The 26,347-nt window shown below is 55.1% G+C and carries 16 protein-coding genes, 2 tRNA genes and 3 rRNA genes; 10 read left to right on the top strand and 11 right to left on the bottom strand.

Annotated features, from left to right (window positions below; genetic code table 11):
• Nucleotides 1–30 precede the first annotated feature (30 nt).
• From xdhA to guaD, 4 genes are read left to right on the top strand one after another with little or no spacing between them, the layout of a single operon-like run.
• A complete protein-coding gene (gene xdhA, locus IT895_RS08590) occupies nt 31–1,485 on the top strand; it encodes a xanthine dehydrogenase small subunit (protein WP_199285273.1) in 1,455 nt (484 codons plus the stop codon).
• Nucleotides 1,469–3,892 (top strand): xanthine dehydrogenase molybdopterin binding subunit, encoded by a 2,424-nt coding sequence (gene xdhB / locus IT895_RS08585; protein WP_199285272.1) that lies wholly within the window; start codon nt 1,469–1,471, stop codon nt 3,890–3,892. Before xdhA ends, xdhB begins: the two co-directional genes overlap by 17 nt.
• Nucleotides 3,889–4,761, top strand: a complete 873-nt coding sequence (xdhC, locus tag IT895_RS08580; protein WP_199285271.1) for a xanthine dehydrogenase accessory protein XdhC — start codon at nt 3,889–3,891, stop codon at nt 4,759–4,761. The genes xdhB and xdhC overlap by 4 nt, the downstream gene beginning before the upstream one ends.
• A gap of 1 nt (nt 4,762) precedes the next feature.
• A complete protein-coding gene (gene guaD, locus IT895_RS08575) occupies nt 4,763–6,079 on the top strand; it encodes a guanine deaminase (protein ID WP_085920444.1) in 1,317 nt (438 codons plus the stop codon).
• A 195-nt stretch (nt 6,080–6,274) separates the two neighbouring features.
• On the opposite strand, the gene rrf is transcribed toward guaD, so the two are convergent.
• From rrf to IT895_RS08520, 11 genes are all read right to left on the bottom strand, one after another.
• Nucleotides 6,275–6,390 (bottom strand): 5S ribosomal RNA (rrf, locus tag IT895_RS08570).
• Nucleotides 6,391–6,538: 148 nt separating this feature from the next.
• Nucleotides 6,539–9,430, bottom strand: a 23S ribosomal RNA gene (locus tag IT895_RS08565).
• A 230-nt stretch (nt 9,431–9,660) separates the two neighbouring features.
• Nucleotides 9,661–9,736 (bottom strand) — tRNA-Ala (locus IT895_RS08560).
• Between the two features lie 104 nt (nt 9,737–9,840).
• Nucleotides 9,841–9,917: transfer RNA gene (locus IT895_RS08555), tRNA-Ile, on the bottom strand.
• 186 nt (nt 9,918–10,103) lie between these two features.
• Nucleotides 10,104–11,634 (bottom strand): 16S ribosomal RNA (locus IT895_RS08550).
• Together the 16S, 23S and 5S rRNA genes with 2 tRNA genes alongside form the textbook arrangement of a ribosomal RNA operon.
• Nucleotides 11,635–11,912: 278 nt before the next feature.
• Nucleotides 11,913–12,902, bottom strand: a complete 990-nt coding sequence (locus IT895_RS08545; protein ID WP_085919381.1) for an adenosine deaminase — start codon at nt 12,900–12,902, stop codon at nt 11,913–11,915.
• A 13-nt stretch (nt 12,903–12,915) separates the two neighbouring features.
• Nucleotides 12,916–14,619, bottom strand: a complete 1,704-nt coding sequence (gene cydC, locus IT895_RS08540; protein ID WP_199285270.1) for a thiol reductant ABC exporter subunit CydC — start codon at nt 14,617–14,619, stop codon at nt 12,916–12,918.
• Nucleotides 14,616–16,292 carry a thiol reductant ABC exporter subunit CydD gene (gene cydD, locus IT895_RS08535; RefSeq protein WP_199285269.1) on the bottom strand — a complete coding sequence of 559 codons (1,677 nt, stop codon included), beginning with the start codon at nt 16,290–16,292 and terminating at the stop codon, nt 14,616–14,618. The genes cydC and cydD overlap by 4 nt, the downstream gene beginning before the upstream one ends.
• Nucleotides 16,293–16,296: 4 nt before the next feature.
• Nucleotides 16,297–17,298, bottom strand: coding sequence for a cytochrome d ubiquinol oxidase subunit II (gene cydB / locus IT895_RS08530; RefSeq protein WP_085919378.1), 1,002 nt, complete (start codon nt 17,296–17,298; stop codon nt 16,297–16,299).
• Complete coding sequence (locus IT895_RS08525) at nt 17,295–18,704, bottom strand: cytochrome ubiquinol oxidase subunit I (protein ID WP_085919377.1); 1,410 nt, start codon at nt 18,702–18,704, stop codon at nt 17,295–17,297. Before IT895_RS08525 ends, cydB begins: the two co-directional genes overlap by 4 nt.
• A 235-nt stretch (nt 18,705–18,939) precedes the next feature.
• Complete coding sequence (locus IT895_RS08520) at nt 18,940–19,914, bottom strand: calcium/sodium antiporter (RefSeq protein WP_199285268.1); 975 nt, start codon at nt 19,912–19,914, stop codon at nt 18,940–18,942.
• 220 nt (nt 19,915–20,134) lie between these two features.
• On the opposite strand from IT895_RS08520, the gene IT895_RS08515 reads away from it, so the two are divergent.
• The 6 genes from IT895_RS08515 to IT895_RS08490 all read left to right on the top strand — a co-directional run bounded on the left by IT895_RS08515 (nt 20,135) and on the right by IT895_RS08490 (nt 26,339).
• The gene (locus IT895_RS08515) at nt 20,135–21,499 is read left to right on the top strand and encodes a paraquat-inducible protein A (protein WP_085919375.1); all 1,365 of its coding nucleotides are present in this window, start codon (nt 20,135–20,137) and stop codon (nt 21,497–21,499) included.
• Nucleotides 21,492–23,177 carry an intermembrane transport protein PqiB gene (pqiB, locus tag IT895_RS08510; RefSeq protein ID WP_085919374.1) on the top strand — a complete coding sequence of 562 codons (1,686 nt, stop codon included), beginning with the start codon at nt 21,492–21,494 and terminating at the stop codon, nt 23,175–23,177. Before IT895_RS08515 ends, pqiB begins: the two co-directional genes overlap by 8 nt.
• 9 nt (nt 23,178–23,186) lie before the next feature.
• Nucleotides 23,187–23,777, top strand: a complete 591-nt coding sequence (locus IT895_RS08505) for a PqiC family protein (RefSeq protein WP_085919373.1) — start codon at nt 23,187–23,189, stop codon at nt 23,775–23,777.
• Nucleotides 23,778–23,793: 16 nt separating this feature from the next.
• Nucleotides 23,794–24,276: a hypothetical protein gene (locus tag IT895_RS08500; protein WP_199285267.1), complete on the top strand. Its 483-nt coding sequence runs from the start codon at nt 23,794–23,796 to the stop codon at nt 24,274–24,276.
• Between the two features lie 230 nt (nt 24,277–24,506).
• On the top strand, nt 24,507–25,760 hold the full coding sequence (locus IT895_RS08495) for a DEAD/DEAH box helicase (protein WP_085919388.1): 1,254 nt from the start codon (nt 24,507–24,509) through the stop codon (nt 25,758–25,760).
• Between the two features lie 75 nt (nt 25,761–25,835).
• Complete coding sequence (locus IT895_RS08490; protein ID WP_199285266.1) at nt 25,836–26,339, top strand: hypothetical protein; 504 nt, start codon at nt 25,836–25,838, stop codon at nt 26,337–26,339.
• The last annotated feature ends 8 nt before the right edge of the window (nt 26,340–26,347 follow it).

Here is a 26,347-nt window from a genome sequence, read left to right as displayed (position 1 = left end):
TCGGTCAAAACAATGAAGATGGAGTTTGGTATGGCGACGATTGAGTTTTTGCTCAATGGCATCCCCAAGCAATGCGATGTGCCACCGGACACAAGCATTTTAACGCTATTACGCGACCATTTGGGGATGACGGGCACCAAAGAAGGTTGCGCCTCCGGCGATTGTGGCGCCTGTACGGTTGCCATTCGCAACCCTAGTGATGCTCAAGCGTGCTTTCAAAGCATCAATGCCTGCATCACGCCAGCACATCAGCTTAGCAGTCGCCACTTGGTCACTATCGAAGGCTTGGCGCAAGGCAGTCAGTTGCACCCTGCGCAACAGGCCATGGTTGAATGTCACGGCAGTCAGTGCGGTTTTTGTACGCCGGGTATCGTCATGTCGCTGTTTACGCTGCATACCACTCAGGAGCACCGTCCGGCCCCTTTGACCCCTGAACGCCTTGAAGCCGTGCTAGGTGGCAATTTATGCCGCTGCACCGGCTATCGCCCTATCCGCGATGCGGCCTTGAGCATGCAATCATTTTCCTGGCAGGCCCCCCAATGGTTTGACGCCTCACCGCCAGTTGCATCAGCGCCCGATTCTGAGCGGGTAGAAAACAACGCATCGCTGTTTGCCCAGCCAACCACCCTGGTTGAACTCACCAGAGTGCGCCGTTGTTACCCCAATGCGCGCCTCGTCGCCGGTGCAACGGATTTATGGCTGGAAAACACTCAGCGCCTTGTCGAACTGGATCAACTGATTGATGTTTCCCGGGTTAACGAGCTCCGCCGGATTGAGGAAGCCACTTTTCAGGAACAATCAGGCTGGTGGGTAGGCGCTGGCGTCACCTATACCCAGCTTGAGCCGCTGTTGGACACCCACTTCCCGGCCTTTGCCCATTTGCTACACCGTCTCGGCTCCCAACAAATACGCAATACAGGCACCATCGGCGGCAATATCGCCAATGCGTCTCCCATTGGCGATACCCCCCCCGTTTTGCTGGCACTCGATGCCTGGGTAGAACTGGCAAACGCTGACGGCTCTCGGCAAATTCCTTTGAGTACTTTTTTTATCGACTATAAAAAAACCGCGCTGGCAGCAGATGAAATTGTCAGCCGGGTATTTGTTCCCAAACTGGCTGATAACAGCATGCTGCGTGTCTGGAAGCTCTCCAAGCGGCGGGAGGATGATATATCAGCGGTGTTGGGCGCTTTCTGCTACCGCCTGGAGGCAGGTGTCATGCACGACGTGCGCATCGCGTTCGGCGGCATGGCCGCAACCCCTAAACGAGCCCTTGCGACCGAGAAAGCACTGGAAGGCCAGCCACTGTCGAAAGCCAGCTTCCAAGCCGCACAGCAGGCGCTTGACAACGAATTTCATCCCATGAGCGATGTGCGGGGTAGCCAGCTTTATCGCCAACAAGCCGCTCGCAACCTGCTAGAGCGCCTGTACCTGACGCTTTGCGCGCCCAATCAGGAGGTGATGCTCCATGCGTACGCTCACTAAACTCGATGTCGACAGCCACCGTGCACGCCGTGAATTGCATGACCATATTCAAGGCTCCGGCCCACTTGCTCGCCATACGGTCGATAACCAGAGTCAACGCCAGGCGGGCAGTGCAAGCTTTCACGAAAGCGCTAATAAACACGTCACGGGTAAGGCAGCTTATATTGACGATATCAAAACGCCGGCTGATGCCCTGCACGTTGCACTTGGCTTGTCGCCTGTCGCCCATGGCACATTAACCAAGCTCAACCTTGAGGGGGTCAGGCAGGCACCTGGGGTTATCGATGTTATAACGTTTGATGACGTACCGGGGCACACTGACATTGGCCCGGTATTCCCGGGTGATCCTATCTTTGTGGACCGGGAAATCAGCTATGCAGGCCAATGCCTCTTTGCCGTGGCTGCAACAACCTTACTGGCCGCGCGCCGGGCCGTGAAACTTGCCAAGCTGGATATCGACGAACAACCCGCCAGCCTTGATCCTGTCGCGGCGACCGAGCGTGAAGAGTTCGTTCGCCCCACCCACGTTCAAGAGCGTGGTGATTGGCAGGCAACCCTGGAACAAGCATCGCAGCACATCGAAGGCGAGCTTTTTATTGGCGGCCAGGAGCATTTTTACCTGGAAGGACAGGCATGCATTGTATTGCCCAGCGAAGATGAAGGCGTCATCGTCCATACCTCCAACCAGCACCCAAGCGAAACCCAAAAGCTCGTTGCCGAAGTGCTCGGCATTCCTTTTCACGCGGTAACCGTTGAAGTTCGCCGCATGGGCGGTGGCTTTGGCGGCAAAGAAACCCAGGCCTCTCCCTGGGCCTGTATGGCAGCGCTTTTTGCGCGCCGAACGGGCAAGGCCATTCGCCTACGGTTGCCACGCAGCGAGGATACCCACGCCACGGGCAAGCGGCATCCTTTCCATAACCGCTATCAGTTGGCGATCGATCATCAGGGGGTCATCGAAGGCGGCGAGATCACCGTGATCGGCGACTGCGGCTACTCGCCCGACCTTTCAGACGCCATCGTCGATCGTGCCATGTTTCATGCCGATAACGCTTACTCGTTGGGCAATGCGCGCGTGACAGGGCATCGCGCCAAGACCCATACGGCCTCAAACACTGCTTTTCGAGGCTTTGGAGGGCCTCAAGGAATGATGATCATTGAGGCCGCCATGGATGACATCGCCCGCCGGATCGGCGAGGACCCACTGACCATCCGGAAGCGCAATTTCTATCGCCAGGGTCGCGACATTACCCACTATGGCCAGCAGGTCGATCAGATCCAATTGCTTCACACCCTGGTGGACACGCTGGAACACAGCAGTGACTATTGGTCGCGTCGTAAGGCCATTACATCGTTCAATGCGGCAAGCCCAATTATCAAAAAGGGCCTCGCTCTTACCCCGGTCAAATTTGGCATCTCATTTACTGCTCAGCACCTGAATCAGGCCGGCGCGCTGCTTCATGTGTATACCGATGGCAGTATCATGATCAACCACGGCGGCACGGAAATGGGTCAGGGCCTACATACCAAAATCTGTCAGGTAGTCGCTCGAGAACTGGGGCTGGATCTGGACAGCGTCCGCATCAGTGCAACCCGCACAGACAAGGTACCCAATACATCGCCCACCGCCGCCTCCAGCGGTGCCGACCTGAACGGCATGGCGGCGCGGGACGCCGCCAGCAAGCTGAGGGAGCGACTGTTCGATTTTGCCGCCGAGCACTATTCAGAAGGCCTGGGTCGTGAAGGCATGCGCCTGGAGGACGGTATGCTGATTGCCGGCATTGGCGAAAGTGAGCGCCGCATCGCTTGGGGTGAGCTCGTCCAGACCGCCTACCTAAACCGTATTTCACTGTCGGAAAAAGGCTTTTATGCAACGCCGCTGATTTACTACAACCGCGCCGACGGCCAGGGTCGCCCTTTCTATTACTATGCCTTCGGCGCAGCAGTAGGCGAAGTCAGCGTAGATACACTGACGGGTGAATATCAGGTGGAGCGCGTGGATATACTCCACGATGTGGGCGATTCACTTAATCCTGCCATTGACATGGGCCAGGTGGAAGGCGGCTTTATACAGGGCATGGGGTGGCTGACCAGCGAAGAGCTCAAATGGAATGATAAAGGCATGCTGATCACCGACGGGCCGGCAACTTATAAGATCCCCACGTTCGGCGACCTGCCACTGATTTTCAATGTCGAACTTCTGGAAGGCCACCCCAACTCCATGGCGAGCCTTTATCGCTCCAAAGCCGTTGGCGAGCCGCCCTTCATGCTGGGGATTTGCGTGTGGTCGGCATTACGAGATGCCCTTTCAAGCCTGACGGGCTATCAGGTATCCCCCCATCTTGATACCCCGGCAACACCTGAACGGGTCATGTTGGCAGCAAATGCCATCAGGCAGAAAGCACTATGACCTTACCCACTCCAGAAAGCTGGCATGCGGCGCTGCATCGCTTACAGCGCGACGGCATCCCCCATGTACTAGCAACTCAGGTGACCAGCGCAGGCTCGACACCCCGCGAGCCTGGTGCGCGAATGGTGATTACTGAAGAGGCTATCTTCGATACGCTAGGTGGCGGTACTTTCGAGTGGCAGACGATCAGCGCGGCGCGGGATTATTTATACCATCAGCGTTATGGCCTTCACCTTGAAGCCTTCTCGCTGGGGGGCCGCAGCGGCCAGTGCTGCGGCGGCTTCGTCAACATTCTGCTGGAAGTCTTTCCAGGTTCAGAAGCCCATGTCGCTATCTTTGGTGCGGGCCATGTCGGTCGCGAAATCGTTAACTTAAGCGCACCGTTGCCTTGGCAACTGCACTGGTACGATAGCCGAAGCGATATATTTAGTGAGCAGACGTCACAGCAATCACGCCTTAGCTGTCATACACTTGGCGATGTCCATCGGACGGTCGCAGAATTACCGCCGCAAACGCATGCACTCGTACTAACCCATAGCCACGATCAGGATTACGCCCTCATCACAGCCCTCATTGAGCGAGATGATGTGGCATCCATCGGGCTAATTGGCAGCGACAGTAAATGGTCAAGCTTTCAGGGACGTCTCCAGCGAGAAGGCCATGACGCCGGGAAAATAGAGCGTGTGCGAAGCCCCATCGGACGCATCCACGCCACCAAACTCAATAATAAGACCCCCTATGCCATTGCGATGACGGTGGTCACCGAATTGCTGTGGCTAACCGACAAACCCACCTCACCAGAAACACGTGGCCTTGAGCCTAACGCTGTACGTGCTTTAGTTGGCGATACGAAAACGACCCAGAGTTAATATGAATTCCACTACCGATACGTTGATTCGTGCCGAATTGATTAGTTTTGCCCGCGACCCTGGCATTGGCGATACGCCCGAGCCGGGCAGTTTAGAGCATTACGGCGACGGATTGCTCTGGTTGAAAGGTCAGCATATTCATGCCGTCGGCCATTTCAATGAATTATTGCCGTCACTACCAGAAAACAGTGATGTATTGGACTATCGCGATAAGCTGATCATGCCGGGGTTTATCGATACCCATGTTCACTATGTCCAGTTGGATATAATGGCGTCTTATGGTCGGCAACTGCTGGATTGGCTCAATGACTATACCTTCCCTGAGGAATGTCGCTTTGCCAATCATGAGCACGCAGAGGCATTATCAAATGCCTTTCTGGATGAAATGCTGCGTGCAGGCACCACGACGTCGCAGGTATTTGGCTCAAGCCATCAAGGGTCCGTGGATGCTTTCTTTACTGCCTGTCAAAAACGTCGACTACGCATGCTGGCCGGCAAGGTATTGATGGATCGTAACGCGCCAGAGGCGCTTATGGACGGCACGACGGGTATTGCCGCCAGCGAGCGACTGATTGAAGACTGGCACGGCAAGCAGCGGTTGGGGTATAGCGTTACCCCACGCTTTGCGCCAACATCGACCAAAACGCAAATGGATGCGGCAGGCGCCCTTCTACGTAACGACCCGAGCCTCTGGTTACAGACTCATCTAGCGGAAAACAGCGGGGAGCTGGACTGGGTGGCAGAGCTTTTTCCCGGCAGCCGTGACTACCTGTCGGTGTATGAAGAAGCGGGGCTTGTCGGCCCTCGCAGCACCTTTGCACACGGTATTCATCTTGATAACGGTATGCGTAAGCGGTTGGCGGAACGCGGTGCAAATATTGCTTTTTGCCCTAGCTCTAACCTCTTCCTTGGCAGCGGACTATTTGACCGGGAGGCCGCTAGTGAAACCGGCATGGCATTTACCTACGCCAGCGATATCGGTGCAGGCACTGACCTTTCCGGATTTGACACACTCAAAAGCGCCTATCAAGTTGGTCAGCTACGCGGACAGCCCCTTACCGCCTGGCAGGGGTTTTATGGTTTGACCAAAGGAAATGCAAAGGCACTCTCGCTGGATAGCCATATCGGCCAATTGGCGCCCACGCTTGAGGCTGACTTTGTAGTGATCGACACCCAGGCAACGTCGCTGCTTAAGCGTCGCATCAATCACTGTAAAACGCTGGGAGAACGCTTGTTCGCTTTGATGATGCTGGCCGACGACCGAGCCATCTATGAAACCTGGGCGGGTGGTATTTGTCAGCATCACAGGGATAATTAATCACCATTTTTAAAAAGCCGCCGTCTTAACGACGGCTTTTCTTCCACGCACACAAAAACCCCCGAGCACGATGTGCTCGGGGGTTTCTGCGGTATAGGTGCCTGACGATGACCAGGGCGGCTCTCCGCTACTCTCCATGGGGAGACCCCTAAACAAAAAACCCAGCCGATTGGCTGGGTTTTCTGCGGTATAGGTGCCTGACGATGACCTACTCTCGCATGGGGAGACCCCACACTACCATCGGCGCGAAGCGGTTTCACTGCTGAGTTCGGCAAGGGATCAGGTGGTTCACGCTTGCTATGGTCGTCAGGCGTAACTTTAAATGCATATCATGCTGTGCTTTGTGTGCGTCTCTTACCAAGCCCTGTGTCATCACCACTTGGCTCAGTACGCGTATCCGGTTCTCTGCGTGTCTTCACACGCGTCGTTATCATCACGACCAGACCCCTTGGGTGTTATAGGGTCAAGCCTCACGGGCCATTAGTACACGTTAGCTCAACGCCTTGCAGCGCGTCCACACCGTGCCTATCAACCAGCTGGTCTCGCTGGGCCCTTCAGGAGGCTCTAGGCCTCAGGGATGTCTCATCTTGAAGGGGGCTTCCCGCTTAGATGCTTTCAGCGGTTATCCCGTCCGCACATAGCTACCCGGCAATGCCACTGGCGTGACAACCGGAACACCAGAGGTGCGTCCACTCCGGTCCTCTCGTACTAGGAGCAGCCCTTCTCAAACATCCAACGCCCACGGCAGATAGGGACCGAACTGTCTCACGACGTTCTAAACCCAGCTCGCGTACCACTTTAAATGGCGAACAGCCATACCCTTGGGACCGACTTCAGCCCCAGGATGTGATGAGCCGACATCGAGGTGCCAAACACCGCCGTCGATGTGAACTCTTGGGCGGTATCAGCCTGTTATCCCCGGAGTACCTTTTATCCGTTGAGCGATGGCCCTTCCATACAGAACCACCGGATCACTAGAACCTGCTTTCGCACCTGCTCGACGTGTCTGTCTCGCAGTCAAGCACCCTTATGCTCTTGCACTCATTGCACGATGTCCGACCGTGCTGAGGGTACCTTCGTGCTCCTCCGTTACGCTTTGGGAGGAGACCGCCCCAGTCAAACTACCCACCACACACTGTCCTCGATCCGGATAACGGACCTGAGTGAGAACGCCAATGATGCCAGGCTGGTATTTCAAGGCTGGCTCCACCCGAACTGGCGTCCGGGTTTCTAAGCCTCCCAGCTATCCTACACAGGCAACATCAGCGTCCAGTGTGAAGCTATAGTAAAGGTTCACGGGGTCTTTCCGTCTAGCCGCGGGTACACCGCATCTTCACGGCGATTTCAATTTCACTGAGTCTCGGGTGGAGACAGCGTGGCCATCATTACGCCATTCGTGCAGGTCGGAACTTACCCGACAAGGAATTTCGCTACCTTAGGACCGTTATAGTTACGGCCGCCGTTTACCGGGGCTTCGATCAAGAGCTTCGCCTTGCGGCTAACACCATCACTTAACCTTCCGGCACCGGGCAGGCGTCACACCCTATACGTCCGCTTACGCGTTAGCAGAGTGCTGTGTTTTTACTAAACAGTTGCAGCCACCTGGTATCTTCGACCGGTTCTCGCTGAAGCCGCGAGGGCTCTCACAATACGCCGGCGTGCCTTCTCCCGAAGTTACGGCACCATTTTGCCTAGTTCCTTCACCCGAGTTCTCTCAAGCGCCTTGGGATTCTCACCCTGACCACCTGTGTCGGTTTGGGGTACGGTCGCACATGATCTGAAGCTTAGAGGCTTTTCCTGGAAGCGTGGCATCGATGACTTCAACACCGTGGTGTCTTCGTCTCGTCTCTCGGCCTTGAGCGCCCGGATTTACCTGAGCCCTCAGCCTACCGACTTTCACCAGGACTACCAACGCCTGGCTCACCTAGCCTTCTTCGTCCCCCCATCGCAATCATGTCCGGTACGGGAATATTGACCCGTTTCCCATCGACTACGCCTTTCGGCCTCGCCTTAGGGGCCGACTCACTCTGCTCCGATTAGCGTCGAACAGAAACCCTTGGTCTTCCGGCGAGGGAGTTTTTCACTCCCTTTATCGTTACTCATGTCAGCATTCGCACTCGTGATACCTCCAGCGAACTTCTCAATTCACCTTCATCGGCGTACACGACGCTCCTCTACCGCTCACACCTAAGTGTGAACCCGTAGCTTCGGTACCTGGTTTAGCCCCGTTACATCTTCCGCGCAGGCCGACTCGACTAGTGAGCTATTACGCTTTCTTTAAAGGATGGCTGCTTCTAAGCCAACCTCCTAGCTGTCTGAGCCTTCCCACATCGTTTCCCACTTAACCAGGATTTCGGGACCTTAGCTGACGGTCTGGGTTGTTTCCCTTTTCACAACGGACGTTAGCACCCGCTGTGTGTCTCCCACGCTCGCACTCACCGGTATTCGGAGTTTGCCTCGGGTTGGTAAGTCGGGATGACCCCCTAGCCGAAACAGTGCTCTACCCCCGGCGGTGATACGTGAGGCGCTACCTAAATAGCTTTCGAGGAGAACCAGCTATCTCCGAGCTTGATTAGCCTTTCACTCCGATCCACAAGTCATCCAAATCTTTTTCAACAGATCCTGGTTCGGTCCTCCAATTGATGTTACTCAATCTTCAACCTGCTCATGGATAGATCGCTCGGTTTCGGGTCTATATCCAGCGACTGTGTCGCCCAGTTAAGACTCGGTTTCCCTACGGCTCCCCTATGCGGTTAACCTCGCCACTGAATATAAGTCGCTGACCCATTATACAAAAGGTACGCAGTCACAGAACAAGTCTGCTCCTACTGCTTGTACGCACACGGTTTCAGGATCTATTTCACTCCCCTCTCCGGGGTTCTTTTCGCCTTTCCCTCACGGTACTGGTTCACTATCGGTCAGCCAGGAGTATTTAGCCTTGGAGGATGGTCCCCCCGTCTTCAGTCAAGGTTTCTCGTGCCCCGACCTACTCGATTTCACATGATCAGACTTTCGACTACGGGGCTATCACCCGCTACGGCCACGCTTCCCAACGTGTTCGGCTAGTCAGTCTCATGCTTAAGGGCTGGTCCCCGTTCGCTCGCCGCTACTGGGGGAATCTCGGTTGATTTCTTTTCCTCAGGGTACTTAGATGTTTCAGTTCCCCTGGTTCGCCTCCCCCACCTATATATTCAGTGGGGGATACTCATCTGATGATGAGTGGGTTTCCCCATTCAGAAATGCCCGGGTCACAGGTTGTTTGCCACCTCGCCGAGCCTTATCGCAGGCTTCCACGTCTTTCATCGCCTCTGGCTGCCTAGGCATCCACCGTGTGCGCTTCATTGCTTGACCCTATAACCCGAAGGGGTCTGGTGTCTCGCAACGATAACGATTGCCGGATACGCTTGAGACGTATCACAAAACAATTACGTATGAACGTCTTAAAAAAACGTTCATGTCAGCATGATATACATTGTTAAAGAGCGACTGTTCGATGAACAGTGATAAGGCAACGCAGTGAGTGCGTCTTGACTTATCAATGGTCACAAAACATGAGTAAACGGGTAGTAAACTAAAAGTAATGGTGGAGCCAAGCGGGATCGAACCGCTGACCTCCTGCGTGCAAGGCAGGCGCTCTCCCAGCTGAGCTATGGCCCCATCTTGTAGCACTTTATTTCCACAAATTTCTGTAAGACAAGGCAAAATGCGACGACGTATAGCCTGCTATACGAGGAACATTTTAACGCCGTATTACAGGAATTTGGTGGGTCTGGGCAGACTTGAACTGCCGACCTCACCCTTATCAGGGGTGCGCTCTAACCAACTGAGCTACAGACCCGTGCTTCTAACGACCTCTCGTTACTGCATCGGCTGGCCGACCTCACCCTCCTTTCCATTTAAGGTCAGGGGGTGCGCTCTAACCAACTGAGCTACAGACCCAAGAGGGTTCGTGCTTAAACCGTTTGCTCTATCACGTGATCAGGTAATTCATTGTGAGCGCTTACCGCGAGGATGATGCATCGTTTAAGGAGGTGATCCAGCCGCAGGTTCCCCTACGGCTACCTTGTTACGACTTCACCCCAGTCATGAACCACACCGTGGTGATCGCCCTCCAACGTTAGGCTAACCACTTCTGGTGCAGTCCACTCCCATGGTGTGACGGGCGGTGTGTACAAGGCCCGGGAACGTATTCACCGTGCCATTCTGATGCACGATTACTAGCGATTCCGACTTCACGGAGTCGAGTTGCAGACTCCGATCCGGACTGAGACCGGCTTTAAGGGATTCGCTGACTCTCGCGAGCTCGCAGCCCTTTGTACCGGCCATTGTAGCACGTGTGTAGCCCTACCCGTAAGGGCCATGATGACTTGACGTCGTCCCCACCTTCCTCCGGTTTGTCACCGGCAGTCTCCCTAGAGTTCCCGACCGAATCGCTGGCAAATAGGGACAAGGGTTGCGCTCGTTACGGGACTTAACCCAACATTTCACAACACGAGCTGACGACAGCCATGCAGCACCTGTCTCTGCGCTCCCGAAGGCACCAAGTGATCTCTCACAAGTTCGCAGGATGTCAAGGGTAGGTAAGGTTCTTCGCGTTGCATCGAATTAAACCACATGCTCCACCGCTTGTGCGGGCCCCCGTCAATTCATTTGAGTTTTAACCTTGCGGCCGTACTCCCCAGGCGGTCGACTTATCGCGTTAACTTCGCCACAAAGTGCGCTAGGCACCCAACGGCTGGTCGACATCGTTTACGGCGTGGACTACCAGGGTATCTAATCCTGTTTGCTACCCACGCTTTCGCACCTCAGTGTCAGTGTCAGTCCAGAAGGCCGCCTTCGCCACTGGTATTCCTCCCGATCTCTACGCATTTCACCGCTACACCGGGAATTCTACCTTCCTCTCCTGCACTCTAGCCTAATAGTTCCGGATGCCGTTCCCAGGTTGAGCCCGGGGCTTTCACAACCGGCTTATCAAGCCACCTACGCGCGCTTTACGCCCAGTAATTCCGATTAACGCTTGCACCCTCCGTATTACCGCGGCTGCTGGCACGGAGTTAGCCGGTGCTTCTTCTGCGAGTGATGTCTTTCCTGCCGGGTATTAACCGACAGGCGTTCTTCCTCGCTGAAAGTGCTTTACAACCCGAGGGCCTTCTTCACACACGCGGCATGGCTGGATCAGGGTTGCCCCCATTGTCCAATATTCCCCACTGCTGCCTCCCGTAGGAGTTCGGGCCGTGTCTCAGTCCCGATGTGGCTGATCATCCTCTCAGACCAGCTACGGATCGTCGCCTTGGTGAGCCATTACCTCACCAACCAGCTAATCCGGCATAGGCTCATCCAATAGCGGGAGCCGAAGCCCCCTTTCTCCCGTAGGACGTATGCGGTATTAGCCTGGGTTTCCCCAGGTTATCCCCACTACCGGGTAGATTCCTATGCGTTACTCACCCGTCCGCCGCTCGTCAGCATCCAGCAAGCTGGACCTGTTACCGCTCGACTTGCATGTGTTAGGCCTGCCGCCAGCGTTCAATCTGAGCCATGATCAAACTCTTCAGTTTACAATCATTGTGATCCTTACTTGTCACTCGAAAGTAACAAAAGCGGATCAAACTTGGCTCAAGGTTTTCAAACGTTCTCTCAAGATCCGAAGACCTTGGACGAGTCGCTTGCCTTGATAATTGGTGATTTATCACCCTCATCGGCAAGCGCCCACATGAATTACCTGATCACATTATTAAAGAGCTATCGAAGGGCGTCGCCGTTCGATGTGGTGCGTATGATACGTTTTTTTTACGCGAGGTCAACCAGCACCGACACATTTCTTGCCAATGGTCGTTCAGGCAGCCAAGCGGGCCAATAAGTCGGCACGCCGATCGGCGGATACGAACGCGGCATCAATTGCGTTTCGGGTCAATTTCACAAACACATCTTCAGACCAGCCGAAAGCGTCCGCACAAGCCACATGATTGGCGAGCATTCCGCCGCCAAAGTAAGCAGGATCATCAGAGCTGATGGTCACATTCAGGCCCTCATGCAGCAGAGTGGGCAAAGGGTGCTCACGCAAGTCATCGACGACTTTTAGACAGACATTGGATAACGGGCAAACCGTCAGGACGACCTGCTCACGACGAAGACGCTCCACCAAATCCGGATTTTCCAGACAGCGCACGCCATGATCGATACGCTCCACCTCCAGAAGATCGAGAGCCTGGATGATATAGTCCGCCGGCCCCTCTTCGCCTGCGTGCGCTACGCAAACCAGACCAATCTCTTTGGCCCGCGCAAAAAGTGTCTTGAACTCAGATGGCGGATGATCGCGTTCGGCACTGTCCAAACCGATTGCATCGATAAACTTCCAGTAGGGTGCAGCTTGCTCGAGGACGTGCAAGGCTTCTTCTGCCGGGCGATCACGTAAAAACGCCATGATCATGCCAACCGAAAAATCCATGGATTCCTCGGCTTCCTGCTTGGCTTTGAGCAGCCCACCCATGACCACTTCCAGCGGAACACCTCTTTGAAGGTGCGCCTGGGGGTCGAAATGCATATCGACATGTACGACTCCCTCTCGACGAGCGCGATGAAAGTAGTCCATCGCCAGGTCGTAAAAGTCTTCCTCGTGACGAAGCACGCCCATGCCCTGAAAATAAAGGTCCAAAAACGCCTGCAAATCATTAAAGTCATACGCATCTTTTGCTTCCTGAGCGGAAGCATACGGCAAGTCAATGTTATTACGCTGGGCCAGCGCGAACATCAACTCGGGCTCAAGCGAACCTTCGATATGAAGATGCAGCTCTACCTTGGGAAGCTGGCGTAAAAAATCGTGCATACAGGGCTCCTGTCTAATTAGCTTCAAGGCCAAGCTTACCTGCATCCAGGTGCCAGTGGTAATCGATATGCGGCAACAAATAAGGCTGGTCGACTTGATGGATAAAATAGATGACTGTTCTGTTGCCAAGCCAACGATCAAGCGAAGCCGCCAAGTGCTGGGCAGTCACCGCATCAACGCTTGCAAAAGGCTCATCAAGGATCACAATCTGCGGGTCTCGCAACATCAACCGTGCCAATGCAACTCGCCTGGCTTGCCCCCCAGAAAGTTGCTGGCCCTTTTCGCCCACCGCTGTGTCGAGTGCTCTGGGTAAACGTTCAGCCCAATCGGCCAACGCCACGTCAGAAAGCACTTGCCAAAGCCGCTCATCACTTGCAGATGGATCCGCAATGAGCAAATTCTCAGCCAGCGAAGCATCAAATAGATCCACTTGCTGGGTCAGCATTGCCAAATGCGCCGCGCGCTGTGTATCAGCCAACGCTTGGGGCGCTACCCCCAGGACGTTGACGACGCCGCGAGTGGGCACCAGGCGACCCAGGATGAGTGACGCCAATGTCGATTTTCCAGCCCCCGACATGCCTGTCACCACAGCGCGTTTGCCTGCAGGAAGGCGAAAGTCAACGTCGCTCAAGGCCAGGGAAAGCGAACTGGGATAACGCAACGATACGCCTTCAAAAACCACACCATCGTCTAACGACACAGCGGTTGAAGGTGAAAAACTGCGCGACGAATCGCGCGGCTCAAGTTTGTTCAATCGCTCAACAGCGGCATAACTCGCCCCCAATCTAACAAACGCATTGGGTAGAACACTGAACGCTTCATTGATACCCAGCGCCATCAGCACGGCCATCACAACAATAGGACCGTCAACCTGGCCTTGCGCCAACACCTCCCCCGCCAGCCAAAGCACTCCTAATGCCAGCAAACTCGTCACCGCGGCAACAATCGAATTACCAAGCGCCTGCTTATTACCTACTTGCCGCTGATTGTTCAGGACCTGCTGCTCATGAGTATCGACAAAGCCGCGGTGCCAGCGATCACTACGATAGCTGGTCAGCTCTGCGCTGGCCTGAACCTGATCAATCACCAAGTGACGCAAGACCTCCTGATCACCAACATGGTAGTGGCTTTGTCGCCACCCCCAGACGGAAAAGCCCACTGTCGTGACCAGCCAGAGCCCCCCGAGAACGCCCGCCACCAACAAGGCCGCATAAGGCAGCCACAGCGCGATAAACAACACCATGATGGCGCTACCCAGCAGCGCAACAATAGGTGGCATCAAGGCTCGGAGATAGAAATTATCCAGGGTGTCGATATCGGAAGTCAGGCGGGTCAGCCAATCACTCGCCCGCTGACGGCCGAGGGTTGAATCATCAAGGCGGGTTAATTGGCCAAATACACGAAAGCGCAAATCCGCCAACAATGCCAATACGCTATTATGATTATAGACTCGCTCGGCGTACCGCGAGACTGTCCGCAATAGCGCAAAGAAACGGATACCTCCACCCGGCACGTAGACATCCAGTATGGCGGGAATCCCCAACGCCAGCGCAATACCGGTTAGCGCACTGGCGGTGATAAACCAGCCAGACAGCCCCAGTAGTGCAACACCGGCTAAAAGCGTTAGCCCTGCCAGCAAGGCCCCCAACATGAAAGCGCGCCGACGGCGGGTAAGCAATCTCAACCACGGTAAGAATTGGCGATAGATATCCCTCAAACGGGCATCTCCTCGATCTGTCCTTGAGTCATTTTGAAGTGACGATTCGCCGCTTTGATGACCGCAGGATGATGGGTAGCAACGACCAGCGTGCGCCCTTCTTTTATCCAGTCGATCAACGCCGCCACCACGGCCTGCTCTGTTGCCTCGTCGAGCTTTGCTGTCGGTTCATCAAGCAGGACCAGTGGTGCGCCACTCAGGTAAACGCGCGCCAGCGCCAGACGCTGAGCCTGGCCACCCGACAAACCGACACCGCGCTCGCCAAGCAAGGTATCCAGCCCCTCTGGAAGGCCATTGACCACATCAATCAAACCGGCACGCCTTAACGCTGCTTGCATTGCATCTTCTGATGCCAAGGGGTTCGACAGGCGCAGATTGTCGGCCAGACTCCCCTGCAACAGGCAGGGCTGCTGATCCAGCCACGCGACTTGGTCCGTCGCTGCATGTCGACACTCGCCATGACTGGGCCCAATGAACCCTGCCAATAACGCGAGCAATGTCGACTTGCCACTGCCCGACTCTCCGCTGACAGCGATCACATCACCCTGCGTTAGGGCGAGATCCAAGGGGCCCATCACCACACCACGCCCCGGATAGCTGACCTGAACCCTCTCAAGCTCCACCAGCACATTGTCGGCTCTGGTAATTGAGGGAGAGGTATCACTCATCACTGGCGGCTCGTTGAGGGTATTGACGATGCTCTCTGCCGCCCCCAATGCAGCCGCTCGATCATGATAATGCATGGATAACGTGCGCAAAGGCTGGAAGAACTCCGGCGCCAGCAGCAACACCGCCAGGCCGGAGAACAGCGTCAATGAAGGGGCGGGGCCATACTCGATATAACCCAGCAGACCAAAGCCGACATACATGGCGACTACCGCGATGGCCACCGACGAAAAGAACTCAAGCACCGCCGAGGATAAAAATGCCAGCTTCAACGTCCGCATGCTCAGGCGTCGATACTGGTCTGAGGCCACCCAGACCGCCTGTTGTGCCGCTGCTGTGTGACCAAAAAGCTGGAGCGTTGTGATACCGCGCACTCGATCTATGAAATGCGCTGACAGTCGGGCGACGGCGGCGAACTGATCACGGTTCATGCGCTCAGCCCCCATCCCCACCAGGGCCATAAACAGCGGAATCAGCGGCGCCGCCAGCAACAGGAACACAGCGGCCAGATAATCCAGCCACATCACCACGGCAAGAATGACGAGCGGTACCCACACGGTGATCCGCAGTTGCGGATGATAGCGCGCAAAATAGCCGTCCAAGGCGTCGATATGCTCTACCGCCTGAGCGGCAATGGCACCACTTTGCTGTGATGTCAGCCAAGCAGGGCCCAAGGCAGTGATTTTATCAAGCAACTGAGCACGGGCCTTGCGCCTGATGCGAAGGCTGGCATCCAGACTCAATCTCTCTGAGGCCCACTGGCACATCGCGCGCAATAATACGGCGACGGCCAGGAGCGCGAAAACAGGCGTCAAATCACTTGGCGACCGGTTTTGAACCACCAGTTGATCGATCAACCAGGCCAGGCCGGTCACGATCAATACGGTGTGGCAGCCTGCCAAGGCACCAAAAAACGCCGCGCCCGCTAGCCGCTTGCGTTCTGATGCAGCAAGCAAGGTTAACCAGTGGCGCGGCGTAAGCTCCTTATGGCGGTGAACGGATGCCATGGACTTAATGGTAGCCCTCTCCGACACGCACCTTGCCGCGGAAGACCCAGTAGGTCCAGGCGGTGTAGGCCAGCACGATGGGGATGACAAACAGAACACCGATCAACAGGAAGAGCTGTGATTCAGGGGCTGAAGATGCATCCCAGATCGTGTAGTTGGGTGGCACAATGACTGGCCACTTGCTGGCAATCAACCCCAGATAGGTGAAGATAAACAAGCCTAGCGAGGCGACAAATGGCAAGCCTTCTTGCTGACGCTTCACGGCACGGAAAAGCACATAAGCACAGACCATCGCAAGGATGGGGAACACCCAGATCAAATGAATCTGGCTGAGCCAGCGGTCGCGCACCTCAGGGCTCACCAACGGCGTCCATAGACTGACAATACCAAACACCACCAGCACCGCCAGCAACAGCTTCGGGGTTATCCGGTAGGCCCACTGCTGAACATAACCTTCCGACTTCAGAATCAGCCAGGTCGAGCCCAGCAACGCATAGCCTGCCATCAAGCCAAGGCCGGTCAGTACGCTAAACGGTGTCAGCCAATCGAGCGCACCGCCCACATATACAAAATCCTCTACCGCAAAGCCCTGTATATAAGCGCCTACGACAGCACCTTGAGCAAAAGCAGCGACAGCGGATCCTCCACAAAATGCGCGGTTCCACCAATGGCGATTTTTCTTCGACTTGAAGCGAAACTCAAATGAGATACCCCGGAAGATCAACCCCGCCAGCATCAAAAACACGCCAATATAAAGTGCCGGCAGGAACACCGAGTAAACCAGCGGGAAAGCGCCTAAAAGCCCCGCCCCTCCTAATACTAGCCAGGTTTCGTTGCCGTCCCACACCGGCGCGACTGAGTTCATCATCACATCACGCGACTCTTCATCCGGTGCAAAGGGGTAAAGTATCCCCAGTCCCAAATCGAAGCCGTCCATAATGACGTACATGATAACGCCGAAGCCAATAATGCCGGCCCAGATTATTGCAAGGTCAAGGCTGATCATTTGACTGCTCCCTCATAATCACTATCGAAAGGCGTGTGAGCCGCAGAGAAAGGACGTTTGGCTCGCTCGACTTCGCCGGTTACTTCCATGGAATCCGCCAGCATGCCGTTACGCACGACACGAGTAAGATAGTAAATACCTACCCAAAACACGACGGCATACACAGCGACGTAGCCCAGCAGCGTAAACAGCGCCATACCGCCTGTCAGCGAAGGGGTTAACCCTTCAGCATGGGTCATGACACCGTAGACCAGCCATGGCGCGCGCCCCGACTCGGTGACCACCCAGCCGGCCAGCACTGCCAGGAAAGGGGAAATAATCATACCTACCAGTGTTTTAAGATAGAGCGGCGACTGGAAGAAACGTCCTCCACGGCGTAAAAACAAGCCAACCGTCGCGACGGCTATCATCAAAAGTCCAATCCCCACCATCACACGAAACGACCAGAAGACAAGCGCCACAGGGGGCTGTTCATCAGGCGCCATTTCGTTGATACCCGGGACTACGCCGTCCGCACTATGGGTCAGAATGAGGCTGGCCAGGCTGGGAACACCGATTTCAAAGCGGTTTTCCTGAGCTTCCTGATCGGGCAAGGCGAACAGCAAAAGTGGCACGTTGGACTGGGTTTCCCAATTACCTTCCATTGCCGCCACTTTGGTTGGCTGATGTTCTAACGTGTTGAGGCCGTGGAAATCACCGACAACAGCCTGCGCCGGCGCCAGGAAAAGCAACAGCCACAGGCACATTGAAAGGGCTTTTTTATTGGCTTCAACATCACGGTGACGCAGGAGGAACCAGGCGCTGACACCTGCGACCACAAAACCACCGGTCAGGAACGACGCCATGCCCATATGCACAAAGCGATACCAGAAGGAGGGGTTGAAAATTGCCGCCATCCAGGAAGTGATATGGAAGCGACCATCCACCATTTCATAGCCCGCAGGTGTTTGCATCCAGCTATTGGCAGAGAGGATCCAGAACGAGGAAATAAAGGTTCCGACCGCCACCATGATCGCGGCAAAAAGGTGCACCCCTTCTGGCACTTTTCCACGCCCGAAGAGCAATACACCCAGAAACGCCGCCTCAAGGAAGAAAGCGGTGACCACTTCGTAACTGAGTACAGGCCCAAGGAAATTTGACGTGGCAAAAGAAAAGTTGCTCCAGTTCGTACCGAACTGAAACGACATCACAATGCCTGTCACCACCCCCATGCCAAACACAACGGCAAACATCTTGGTCCAGAATTGTGCCAGGCGATCCCAGGCATCGTTTTCCGTTTTATAGAATATCCCGTGCAGCACGGCAATGTAGGACGCCAGCCCAATCGTGAAGACAGGGAAGATAGCGTGAAAACACACAACAAATGCGAACTGGAGTCTCGATAGCAATAGCGGATCAAGTTCCATAACTCCCTCCTAAGGCCCCATAGAACCTTCGTTTCAAAGGTTTAAAACAAGCTTAGGTGAGCCCCTTTGGATCACGCTCTTCTTTTTATAGTCACTAAGCTTATTTGATCAACAACCCCTTGAGTTTACAGCTTAGAAGGTATGGATGCGGCATGCGTTTTGGGTTTTCACCGTGTCGCGTTGACGCAGGTCAATTTTTAAGTCGCAACCAATAGCGACTGTTGTGACAAGCGACTCAGGCCAACACCACCACACTCACCAGATAGCCTGTATAGGCGATAAAAAGCGCCAATAAACCACCGCCCTCAAAACGGTTGATACGCCGTGGGCGCCCTTTCCAGGAGAACGCGAACAACATCATCAGCACCGTCATCACCAGCATGACAATCCAGTCACGCTGAAGCACCTCCTGGCCGGTTTCAATCGGTGTAATGACGCCAGCCAACCCCACCACGGCGAGGCTGTTGAACAGGTTCGACCCCACGACATTGCCGAGCACCATATCGTGTTCATTACGTCGCAGTGCGGTAATCGATGAGGCCAGCTCAGGTAATGAGGTACCAATCGCCACAACGGTCAAGCCAATGATCAGGTCACTGACGCCAAACGCGACAGCGATCTCGACAGCCCCCCAGACCAAAAGACGTGAACTGGCAATCAACAGCACCAGACCAACCAGGGTCCACATAATGGCTTTACCGCGCGACATGGGCTTGCTATCCAGCGTTTCCGCCACTTCCGAGACAAGTGCATCGTCCTGCTGGCCTTTAGAACGCACAACGCTGATAACGATAAATACCACCAATGCCAGCAAAAAACAGACCGCCTCCCAGCGGGCTACCCAACCATCCAATAGCATCAGCCCGGTTACCAGCATCACTACCAGTAACAACGGTATCTCTTTGCGAATGACGCTCGAGTGCACGGCCAATGGGGCCAGTAAAGCAACAAACCCCAGCACCAGACCAATATTTGCGATGTTGGAACCGTAGGCATTACCCACCGCCAGCCCCGGATTACCTTGCATTGCTGCCAGTACCGATACCATCATCTCGGGAGCCGATGTACCAAAACCGATGACCAGCATGCCAATCAACAGGGGGGAAAGCCCCAGCCACCGGGACGTCGCCGCGGCGCCATCAATAAATTTTTCAGCGCTCCAGATAAGCAGTATCAAGCCAACGACAACGGCGATAAGAGCAAGTAACATAAGGTTCCTTTGGATGGCGTTTTCATGGAGTGTCGATGATCTGAGCCTTGAATGGCCAGACATGACCGTATAAGCGGCAAATGAGCGTGGCGATCATTATTCATTCATCGCTCAAGGTCAACGACAACCTATTCACGATTCGATGAATTTTACCCAACATTTGACAGACTTATAAACGAGAGCGTATTGCTTTGCCTACTCACGCTAGCGAGATCACCATTTGTCCCAGAACTGGCTACCTAAACACCCCAATTTGAAGGTCAATGCACCGCTTGTTGACCAACAACCGCCGGAGACCCGCACCCAGAGGCGGCGCCTGCGCGCCTGTCACGAATGTGACTGGATAGCAGCGTTACCCCCCCTTAAATCCGGTGAAAAAGCCTGCTGCCCACGTTGCTCGCATGTCCTGGTCAAGCGTAACCGGTACCCCGCCCAGCGCAGCATGGCGCTCGCGATGGCCTCGCTTATTGCGCTTTTACTGGCCGTCTCCTACCCGTTTGTCAGTTTCAGCTACAGCGGGGTGAGCAACCGTATCGAACTTGCCGAAACGGCAACCACCCTGATTGCCTTTCATCAACCCCTGGTGGCTATCGGCGTTATCATGACCATCGTGGTATTACCTGCTGTGTATTTGATAGGTACCCTGTGGCTGCAATACGGCTTGTTACGCAACGCCCCGTTGCCCTTTAGTCGCTCGACGGCTCGTTCATTGAGCCATTTAACGCCCTGGATGATGGCCGACGTGTTTATCGTGGGTGCCCTGGTTAGCTTGATCAAGGTTGCAGGGCTTGCTGATATTGAACTGGGCCTGTCGTTTTGGGCGTTTTGCGTCTTTGCATTTCTTCTACTGATGACGGTGCAATCGATTGATGCGGACTGGATGTGGTTTGCTCTGGAAGGCGAGCCACTCGCCCCGGAGGGCACACTAACAGGGGCATCAGCCGCGTCCCAGCAGCTTACCAGTTGCCCCACCTGCGGGCTCATCAATCGGCTGGCGCCAAACGGCAAGCATTATTGCGTGCGCTGTCATGAGCGGCTGCACCCTCGCTTTCCGCATAGCGTCCAACGCACTTGGGCATTACTCGCGGCTGCTGCGATCATGTACATTCCTGCCAATGTATTTCCCATCATGACCACGACCAGTCTGGGCAATAGCTCGCCTTCGACGATCGTGGGCGGCATTGTCGAGTTGATTCAGGGCGGCTCCTGGCCAATAGCAGGCGTCATTTTTGTGGCCAGCATTATTGTTCCCGTCGGCAAACTGTTCGCACTGGCCTGGCTATGCAGCGTGGCTAACCGTAGCGATGCTTTCAATGCGCAAACGCGCACAACGCTTTACCGGATCACTGAGTTTATCGGTCGATGGTCGATGGTCGATGTGTTTGTCGTCGCCATTCTCGTAGCGCTAATCCGCGCTGATTCGTTAATGACGATCAATCCAGGGCCGGCAGCGCTCGCCTTCGGAGCCGTGGTCGTGCTGACCATGCTGGCCGCCATGACCTTTGACCCACGTTTGCTATGGGATACCCCCATAACGAAATATACAGGACAAGGCGACGCCCGTAAGGAAATGATGAATGGCTAACGAAAACGACATGCCCTCCAACGAACCACAGGGCGAGGCGGCAATGCATCGTGCCAAACCCAGCCCCCAGACACGGCTTTCACCCATCTGGATTGTACCGATTGTCGCCCTGGTCATTGGCTTATGGCTGGTATACGACAACTATTCCTCCCGGGGCACCATGATCACCTTGACGATGCCAAACGCGGAGGGGATCGAAGCCGGCAATACGCTGATACGCAGTCGCAACGTTGAAATCGGCCGCGTACAAAGCGTTCAGCTATCCGACGATCTTTCCCGAGCCGTTTTACGCGCCCGCATCCAACCTGAAGCAGAAGCCATGCTGCGCGAAGATAGCCGGTTCTGGGTCGTGAAACCGCGTATCGGCCGTGAAGGCATCAGTGGGTTGAGTACTGTCCTGTCGGGTGCCTACATTCAACTTCAGCCAGGCTCTTCAACTGAGCCCCAACGCGAGTTTGAAGTCATGGAAACGCCGCCTGTCGCCCCTGCTGGCGTCGCAGGTTTGCAAGTCAGCCTCATCAGCCAACTGGGTAATTCATTGCGCGTGGGCGATCCGGTATCCTATCAGGGCTTCACTGTCGGCCGTATTGAGGAAACCCGCTTTGATGCTGAGTCACGTACCATGCATCATCAGGTATTTATTGAAGAGCCGTATGATCAGCTCGTTACAGAAAGTACGCGCTTCTGGAGTGCCAGCGGCATTGATTTTCGACTCGATGCCGACGGCGTTCGTGTCAACGTTGACTCCATCGAAACATTGCTGGGCGGGGGCGTCACCTTTGGCGTCCCTGAAGACCTGCCGATGGGACAGCCCGTAGACAACAATACCCGCTTCGAGCTTTACACCGATGAAGATAGTGCTCGCCAGGGTACCTTTAACCGTTATCTGGAATACGTACTCCTTGTCGACGATACTGTTCGCGGACTTTCCAAGGGGGCACCTGTGGAGTTTCGGGGCGTTCGGCTTGGCACCGTTGCCGCCGTACCCTGGAATTTCACAGCTCCTCAGCCGGATTCACGGGAACAGTTTGCCATCCCGTTGCTGATTCGCATCGAGCCCCAGCGACTCGGCATCGAGAATGCCGACGTGGATCTTGATGAGTGGGATGCTCGCTTCAAGCGAATGTTCACCCTAGGCTTACGCGCCTCCCTCAAAAGTGGAAACCTGCTGACAGGGGCAATGTTTGTCGATTTGAACTTCCGCGAGGAACTGGCCGCTCACTATGTGCCGGAATCTTTCTCAGGGCACACAGTATTCCCCACGACCTCAGGTGGCTTTGCGCAAATTCAGGCGCAGGTGACCGACTTACTGGAAAAGCTGAATGGCTTGGAAATCGAGCCGTTATTAACGGGGCTTGATCAAAATCTACAAGCATCTGAATCTGTACTTGAGGAAGTTCGCGGCGTTAGCGCATCCTTGAATCAGCTACTTAACGACCCTGACACCCAGTCTATCGGCACTAACGTAAACCGTACGCTCGAAGAGCTGCAGAACACGCTGGAAGGCTTGTCTCCGGAATCGGCCGCCTACCAGGAGCTGATGTCAACGGTCGAACGGCTCGACCGCGTCATTCGCGATGTCCAGCCGCTGACTCGTACACTAAGCGAGAACCCACGCGCACTGCTGTTCGAGAGTGTCGAAACCGAAGACCCGATACCTCGCGCACCACGCGAGTAAGGATACACAATGCGACATTCATTCGGAAAACTGGTGGTGATGTTATTGGTGCCGTTGCTGCTGAGTGCCTGCGCCAGCCAATCAACGCCTTCCACCCGCTACATATTGCCGGGCGGGCAACTAGCGAGCCCGCCAGCCTCCCCCGACGGCACGCTTCAGGTGACATCGCCTCGTCTCCCGCACTATCTGGATGTCGAGGGTATTGTCATGCAAACCGATGATATTACCCTGCGGGAAGCAAACACCCATCAGTGGGCAGAAGCCATTGGCCGTCAACTGGAACACGGAATGCGAGCCCGTCTCTCAAAGGCGCTGCCCACATGGCGGGTAGTGCGCGACGCCGCTAGCGACGACCAGGCAATCACGCTACGCTTGGAAGTAGACCAGTTCCAGGGGCGCCAGGATGGTCGCGCCATCGCCAGTGGTCAGTGGCAACTGCTCAATCAGCAGGGCGATGTGTTGGCAATGGAAACCTTCGATGCCGACACCCCGCTCGAAGAAGACGGCTACCCCGCTCTTGTACGTGCCTTGGGTAAAAGCTGGGACAAAGTCAGCGAGCAGATTGCCCAGGCAACGTTGGATGTACGACCCAGTGATTAAACGGAGTTACACGGCAATGACGGACACAGCCCAGTACGCAGAAAGTGCCCTCGAGGCCGTTCACAGACTCAATCATACAGCCGAAAAGCTCCTCCACGAGCCTGCCAGTGAGGCATTGCTGATTAGCGCCATGACACTTTATACAAGCGTACGGCAAACACTGACCGCTGCCACCCCCTCTGGTGCTACCCTGGCCGCTCTGGCTCGAACAGAACAATTTATTGCTGCCTCAGCTGATGCGTATTATCGTCAGCTACCCACCGACGCCGACACATCACTCAAGCTCGCGGAGCGGGCGGCGTTATTTGGTAACCGCTTGATGGCGTTGGACGGTATTGGCCCTGCGACGACCAACCAGCTGTTTGCGCGTGGCATATTCACTCCCGAACAGCTATTCGCCCTCCCTTTTCATACTCTTGAAACGCTTGACCTGCCACCTGCATCACTTGCTCGTGTCACATCGCTGCACAATGCGTATCGAGCCAAGATACCAGACTGAATGTTTCTGGCATGATATAGTGATCACTTAATTGATCGTTCGTTATGAGTGAATCTTGTCACCGGCCATGAATGCGCTTCCTGGTATGTCGCTAAAAGACGCCAATCGTCAATTCATAAGTGACCGGCCCTTGTTATCTTCAATTCATTACGGTTATTCATTTCCAATCATTCAACAGTGCGTTGTTCAACGATGCCATGCGCATGCGTAAACAGCCGCTGGGAGAACGCATGAACTTTTCTGATCTCGGCCTCGACGCCGACCTGCTGCGCGCTGTCACCGACCAGGGATATCGCGAGCCGACCCCCATTCAACGTCAAGCGATTCCCGTCGTGTTACAAGGCCGCGATTTGCTCGCCAGTGCTCAAACGGGAACGGGTAAAACCGCCGGTTTTACACTCCCCATGCTGCAGCGTTTATCGGCAGGCAAACCCGCCACTAAACGCCAGGTGCGTGCGCTGGTGTTAACCCCAACCCGCGAACTGGCCGCCCAGGTAGGTGAGAGTGTTACCACGTACGGACAACATCTCTCTCTGCGTTCGCATATTATTTTTGGCGGTGTCGGCCAGCAGCCCCAGGTCGACGCATTGAAACGCGGCCTGGATATCCTGGTGGCGACGCCGGGGCGTTTGCTCGACTTGCAACAGCAGGGACATGTTGACCTTTCCAGCGTTGAAATTGTCGTTCTGGATGAAGCCGACCGCATGCTCGACATGGGGTTTATCCACGACATTAAACGCCTTTTGAAACTGGTCCCGAGCAAGCGTCAGAATCTACTGTTTTCCGCCACTTTTTCGAACGAAATTCAAACCCTGGCGCAACAGTTTTTGAACGACCCTGCGTTTATCGATGTCGCCCCGCGCAATACCACGGCAGACAAAATCGCCCAGTCGGTATACCAGGTGGATCGTGAGAAAAAACGCGAGCTGCTGGCGCACCTCATCAAGCAACACCAATGGTATCAAGTGCTGGTTTTCACGCGCACCAAGCACGGCGCCAACCGCCTGGCAGAACAGTTATCCAAGCAGGATATCCCGGCCATGGCCATTCATGGCAACAAGAGCCAGGGGGCTCGAACACGTGCGCTCGGGGCGTTCAAAAGCGGTGACCTGCAGGTATTGGTTGCCACTGATATTGCCGCACGCGGTCTGGATATCAACGAGCTTCCCCATGTAGTCAACTTTGAACTACCCAATGTGGCGGAAGATTATGTGCACCGTATCGGGCGCACTGGCCGGGCTGGCAGTGATGGCGAGGCGATTTCACTGGTCTGCGTCGATGAGCATGCGCTGTTACGCGGTATTGAACGGCTGATAAAACAGACCCTGACCAAACACATCGAGCCCGGCTATGAACCGGACCCGAATGCCACCCCACAGCCTATCGAAAATGGCCGTCGGCAACCGCGCAATGCGCGCAGTCAACGCAAACCCAGCCAACATAGTGACCGCGATGCAGCGCCCAAGCGGCGTGCTCGCCGCTAGTCAGGCTTATCTGAACATGTGATGGTAGCGTTACTATCAGGCTATTCATCAAGCACCTGTTTTCACGGAGTGATCATGGCGTCGTCCCAACTCATTGAACAATACCGTCAGTGGCAAACATTTCAGCGGCAAGACCAATTAAGCCGAGAGCATTTAGGCGTAGTGCAACGCCTGGAAGATGCCAGAGCGTCGTCGACACAAGTCGTCGAAGCGTATCGCAGCATGGCGGAAAAAGCCTCAAAGGAAGGCGCCTGCTACCGTACCCTGTTTTTACGCAAGCGGAATGATCAACATGCACTGCCCTGCGAAGGCTGGCTGTTCGTTCGCCGGGTGCTCAGCGAAGGCAACAGCACGCGGGTAAGAGTCACGCTTGTCGAAACCTTTACGCTTGAAGATGGCACCCTGGCACCCGGCGATAAACCAGCCCGCAAGTTGACCCTGGAAATTTTCGAACAGGTGCAGGTAGATAAAGGCATGCGTACCAGTGTAAGAGTCGATTGCCTGGATACGCCCGAGGATTACCACTTCATCACGCTACTGGATGCCGTCCGCGGAGACTTACGCCCCTATCTGAAATAAGACGTATT

Origin of the sequence: Halomonas sp. A40-4, assembly GCF_015767635.1 — a bacterium.
In the GTDB taxonomy this organism is placed as follows: Bacteria; Pseudomonadota; Gammaproteobacteria; order Pseudomonadales; family Halomonadaceae; genus Vreelandella; species Vreelandella janggokensis.
Note: the sequence above shows the minus strand (reverse complement) of the source record. Positions and strands in the feature narration are given on the sequence as shown.